The sequence below is a fragment of the Pseudoalteromonas sp. ESRF-bin5 genome (assembly GCF_002632075.1).
Lineage (GTDB): Bacteria > Pseudomonadota > Gammaproteobacteria > Enterobacterales > Alteromonadaceae > Pseudoalteromonas > Pseudoalteromonas marina.
Genome location: NZ_NTLW01000093.1, coordinates 1 through 5519, shown reverse-complemented (window position 1 = coordinate 5519; position 5519 = coordinate 1). Strand labels below are relative to the sequence as shown.

The 5519-nt window shown below is 39.8% G+C and carries 4 protein-coding genes; all 4 read left to right on the top strand.

Features of this window, described 5'->3' with window-relative positions:
• Positions 1-548 (top strand): type 2 periplasmic-binding domain-containing protein (locus BCG07_RS04615; RefSeq protein ID WP_286888946.1); only part of this gene is annotated, 548 nt, incomplete at its 5' end.
• 133 nt (positions 549-681) lie between these two features.
• A complete protein-coding gene (paeA, locus tag BCG07_RS04610) occupies positions 682-1959 on the top strand; it encodes a polyamine export protein PaeA (protein ID WP_006791663.1) in 1278 nt (425 codons plus the stop codon).
• 459 nt (positions 1960-2418) lie between these two features.
• The gene (locus BCG07_RS04605; protein WP_286888944.1) at positions 2419-3576 is read left to right on the top strand and encodes an efflux RND transporter periplasmic adaptor subunit; all 1158 of its coding nucleotides are present in this window, start codon (positions 2419-2421) and stop codon (positions 3574-3576) included.
• Positions 3577-3588: 12 nt separating this feature from the next.
• A partial coding sequence (locus BCG07_RS04600; protein ID WP_286888942.1) for an efflux RND transporter permease subunit occupies positions 3589-5519 on the top strand: 1931 nt, incomplete at its 3' end.

Sequence of the window (5519 nt, the reverse complement as noted above, 5' to 3'; positions counted from 1 at the left end):
ATGCTGCTGGTATTAGTTACACTATGTCGGCTAACAATTGGAGTGTGTCTTATAACGCAGCCCTTCGAGATAAAAACACCTGTATTTTCTCAATTGTTCGTTTGCCACCAAGAGAAAATAACTTTGTGTGGATAGCTGAACTTGAAGAGTTTGAGTCAGCGATTTATGGGCTGAAATCTCGAGGCATAAAGTTAAAGACTTTACATGATGCCAAGCGCTATAAAATAGCAGTATTAAGAGATAACTTTAGCCATCATTATTTACTTGAACGCGGTTTTAACGAAACCCGGCATCTGTTGCTGATTGATAACTTAGATAAAATAGATAAGTTAATTAGTGCACGCCGTGACATTCTTGATTTTGTCATTCTGAGTAAAAAACAATTTAATTACCGTCTCAAAACATCACCAAAGTTAAATTTACTCGAGCCAGTGCTAGATTTAAATACGGCTCAATCTCCATTATATTTTGCGTGTAACATAAATATGGATGAGTCGTTAATTACACAGTTACAGTTTGCATTTAGACAAACCTCCTCTCTTAATTAGTGGCTTAAAATCATTTAACTAGCTGAATAATAAAAACTTAAACACAAAGTGAAAATATCAATTGCTGCGATTAAAAAAGCGACTATAATCAGCTGCTTTTTATATAAAAAGCGCTAACTTTTTGGAGCGTTAAATGGGTGATTTAATCGGGATTAGTCTTTTGATCTTGATCAGTGCGTTGTTTGCTATGTCGGAAATAGCAATTGCAGCGTCACGAAAAATAAAACTTCGCGTAATGGCAGACGAAGGCAGTTTAAATGCAGCTGCAGTATTAAAATTGCAAGAAAATCCGGGCGCGTTCTTCGCCATGATACAAATAGCACTTAATGCTATCGCTATATTAGGTGGCATTGTAGGTGAACAAGCATTATCGCCATACGTTGAAAAAGTATTGGTTTTATTTTATCAGGGTGCATATGTAGAGAAAATTAGCTTTTTATTCTCATTTTTTACTATTACCTCGTTATTTATTTTATTCGCCGATTTAATGCCAAAGCGATTAGCGATGATCATGCCAGAAGCTGTTGCTGTTAAGGTCGTTAACATAATGCGTTGGGTTACATTTGCATTAACGCCTTTAGTGATGTTTTTTAATGGCGTGACTAACTTTGTACTGCGACTGTTTAAAGTTCCCGCAGAGCGTGAAGATAATGTAACCACAGAAGACATTGTTGCCATGATGGAAGCTGGCGCTGAGTATGGTAGTTTGCAAAAGCAAGAGTATGACTTAATAGGTAATGTGTTTGATTTAGAAGCTCGCTTTTTATCAAGCGTAATGACCCCGCGTGACCAAATTGTGTATTTCGATTTAAACGAAAGCAGTAATGACATTGCGACCAAAATTATTGATCACCCGCACAATCATTTTTTAGTTGTGTCGGGTAACTTAGACAAATTACATGGCTCTGTTGAATCAAAAGATATTTTACGCCAAGTACTTAAAGGTGAAGCCGCTAATATCAATGACGAATTAGTTGATACTGACGTATTTTACTTACCAGAAACATTAAGTTTGTCAGAGGCATTAAATGCATTTAAAAGCGCCGCTAAACCATTTGCTATTGTAGTAAACGAATACGCGCTGCTTGTTGGTATTGTTACTGTAAAAGATTTAATGAAAGGCTTTATGGGAGATTTAATAACTCACCAAGGGGATGAACTAATAATCGAGCGAGATAAAAGCTCGTGGTTAGTTGACGGACTGACGCCAATTACCGATTTAGCTAAAGTGCTTGATATAGAGGAGTTCCCAGAGCAAATACATTTTGAGACGGTGGCAGGCTTTTTAATTTACACCATGAAACGTATACCTAAGCGTGCTGAGCATATAAGTTATGCGGGCTTTAAATTTGAAGTGGTTGATGTTGAAGGTATTCGTGTAGAGCAATTGCTTGTATCTAGATTAGTTTAAAGCTTGCCATCCTTATCTCTTTATAAACGCTTAACCACGTCATGAATAAAAAAGCCAAGTTCGCCTTGGCTTTTTTGTTAATGAAAGTTTATAAATTTGTTCGTTATAACAATTGTATTTGGCTATGGCCTAATGGGTATCTGGCTAAATGACTCATACCTCTAATTAACTGAAATATAATATTAAAATCTCTTCACTATGTACTTCTAGGCTTTAATTTAAACAAAGTAGGTTTTTGCGTAAGCACTTTTCTATTTTTAAAAAATACAGTGCGCTGAGCATTATAGTTAGCTTGTAGGTGTAAATGTTTATTATAAAAGCCTTATTAACATTACTTGGTGATTAAGTATGAGGCCGCATAGTTGAGTGTAATTTTGTGTAAAGATCGGCTTATTAAGATGTATTCTCACTAAAATTTAATTTAGAATGATCGTTCATTCTAAATTAAAGGTATTTAACATGCAGCGTTCTAGCACCGCTTTATTTGTATTTTCAATTCTCATAGGTTCAGTTGCGTTGACTGGTTGTGACCAAGTGACAGAGCAGTCGCAGGCAGCTGCTCCTAAAGCTGTGCCGGTAGGGGTTATTACGCTTAAAAAACAATCGCTAACTTTAAGGCAAGAGTTGCCTGGACGTATTAGTGCATTTCAAATTGCAGAAATACGCCCGCAAGTAAGCGGTATTGTGCAATCACGTTTATTTACCGAAGGGTCTCAAGTAGAAAAAGGCCAAGCGCTTTATCAAATTAACCCTGCTACATTTGAGGCTAACTTAGCGGCAAGTGAAGCTGCTGTTGCCCGCGCTGAAGCAAGCATTGCAAGCAGTAAAGCTAAATCGTCTCGTTATAGTGAATTATTAAAAATTAAAGCGGTTAGCCAGCAAGATTACGACGAGGCTGATGCAGCCTACAAGCAAGCAAAAGCAGAACTCCTTACTGCTCAAGCGCAGCTGCAAACCTCAAAAATTAATTTAGAATACAGTCATGTCTCTTCGCCTATTAGTGGGCAAATTAGTAAATCGAATGTCACCGTAGGTGCGTTAGTAAGTGCCAACCAAGCCACTTCTTTGGCAACAGTTACACAACTTGATCCTATCTATATTGATTTAACGCAGTCGAGTAGCGAATTAACTAAGCTTAAAAAAGCGATTGGTTCGGGCGACCTAAGTGTGGATTCAACCAGTCAAACCGATGTTGAACTCACTATGGAAGATGGCTCTTTATATTCTCATAAAGGCACTTTACAGTTTTCTGAGGTGACAGTTGACCCAAGTACAGGCTCGGTTACATTACGCGCTAAATTTCCTAACCCTGAAAAGTTACTACTTCCAGGGATGTATGCTCGCGCCTCAATTGTTGAAGGTGTTAAAAACGATGCTATTTTAGTTCCACAGCGCGGTGTTAGTCGAAACTCGAAAGGTGAACCTACCGCAATGGTTGTTAGCAAAAACAATACTGTAGAGAGCCGCGTTTTGAAAACAGACCGCACCATTGGATCTAATTGGCTTGTAACCGATGGCGTAATGGAAGGCGATAAACTGATTGTAGAAGGGCTACAAAAAATTCGCCCAGGCGCACCAGTTAGCCCATCTGAAGTTCAAACTGCTAAAGCGCAATAACGGAGAATTTACATGTCACGATTTTTTATCGATAGACCTATATTTGCTTGGGTACTTGCCATAGTAGTGATGCTAGCAGGTATATTAGCAATTAAAAGTTTACCTATTGCGCAGTATCCGTCTATAGCGCCGCCAGCAATAAGTATTACGGCTAACTACCCAGGTGCATCGGCGCGTACGCTCGAAGATACTGTTACACAAGTGATAGAGCAAAAAATGAAAGGCTTAGATGGCTTGTTATACATGTCGTCAACGTCAGAGTCTAGCGGTTCAGCAACGCTCACACTGTCGTTTAGCGCTGAAACCGACCCTGATATTGCTCAGGTTCAAGTACAAAACAAGTTAGCTACTGCAACGCCACTATTACCTGAAGCCGTGCAAAGGCAAGGTGTTGTGGTTGCAAAGTCAGCCCGTAACTTTTTGATGGTTTATGCGTTTATGTCTAAAGACGGCAGCATGACCAACATTGATATTGGCGACTATGTGTCATCAAACGTGCAAGATATTGTTTCGCGTGTTGAAGGTGTGGGTGAAGTACAGTTATTTGGCTCGCAGTATGCAATGCGTATTTGGTTAGATCCGGCTAAGCTTCAAAACTATAAATTAACGCCTGCAGATATAAGTGCATCTATCAGCGCTCAAAATGCACAAGTGTCGGCTGGGCAATTAGGTGCTATGCCTGCGGTTGCGGGACAGCAACTCAACGCGACTGTGACCGCGCAAAGCCGCTTACAAACTCCTGAGCAATTTAGAGATATTTTAGTTAAAACCAATGCAGATGGCTCTTTTGTAAAGTTGAGTGATGTTTCCCGTGTTGAGCTAGGTGGAGAAAGCTACCGGGTTGTCGCGCGTTATGACGGAAAACCAGCTTCTGGCTTAGGGATTAAATTGGCCAGTGGCGCCAACGCGCTTGATACTGCGCAGGGTGTAAAAGATGCCATTGCTGAATTAGAGCCATTTTTTCCTGAGGGACTTGAAGCGGTTGTGCCTTACGACACTACACCGTTTGTGGCGCTTTCAATTGAAAAAGTAATTCATACGCTTATAGAAGCGGTTGTGTTGGTGTTTGTTGTTATGTACTTGTTTTTACAAAACTTTAGAGCAACGCTTATTCCAACAATTGCAGTGCCAGTGGTATTGCTGGGTACGTTTGGTATTTTATATACTTTTGGTTACTCAATTAATACATTGACCATGTTTGCCATGGTGCTTGCCATCGGTTTACTAGTTGATGATGCCATTGTTGTTGTAGAAAACGTAGAGCGATTGATGACTGAAGAAAAACTCTCAGCGCTTGATGCAACCCGCAAATCAATGGACGAAATTAAAGGCGCGCTTGTTGGTATTGCAATGGTGCTTTCTGCTGTATTTATTCCGATGGCCTTTTTTAGCGGCTCAACGGGCATAATCTATCGTCAGTTCTCAATTACCCTTGTTTCTGCTATGGGTTTATCGGTACTTGTGGCGCTTATACTTACGCCGGCACTGTGTGCAACGCTTTTGAAGCCTAGCCATGTTCATAATGATAAGTCGTTATTTGGTAAATTTTTTACAGGGTTTAACCGCGGGTTCGACAAAACAAATGCGGGTGCGCAAAGCTTTGTGAGCCGTATGATCAAACATGCTAAACGCTACCTTGTTATATACTTTTTAATTGTAGGTGGAATGGCTTATGTGTTTTCAAATTTACCAACCGCATTCTTACCAGATGAAGACCAAGGCATATTATTTAACCAAGTTTCGTTACCTGCGGGTTCTACAACCGAGCAAACACTTGAAGTGGTTAAAAAATTAGAAAACCACTACTTGAACGAACAATCTGAAGCAGTAAACGGTATTTTTACCGTTACCGGGTTTAGCTTTGCAGGTTCTGGCCAAAACTCAGCAATAGGGTTTGTTAATCTTAAGCATTGGGATGAACGCCAACGTGATGATTTATCTGT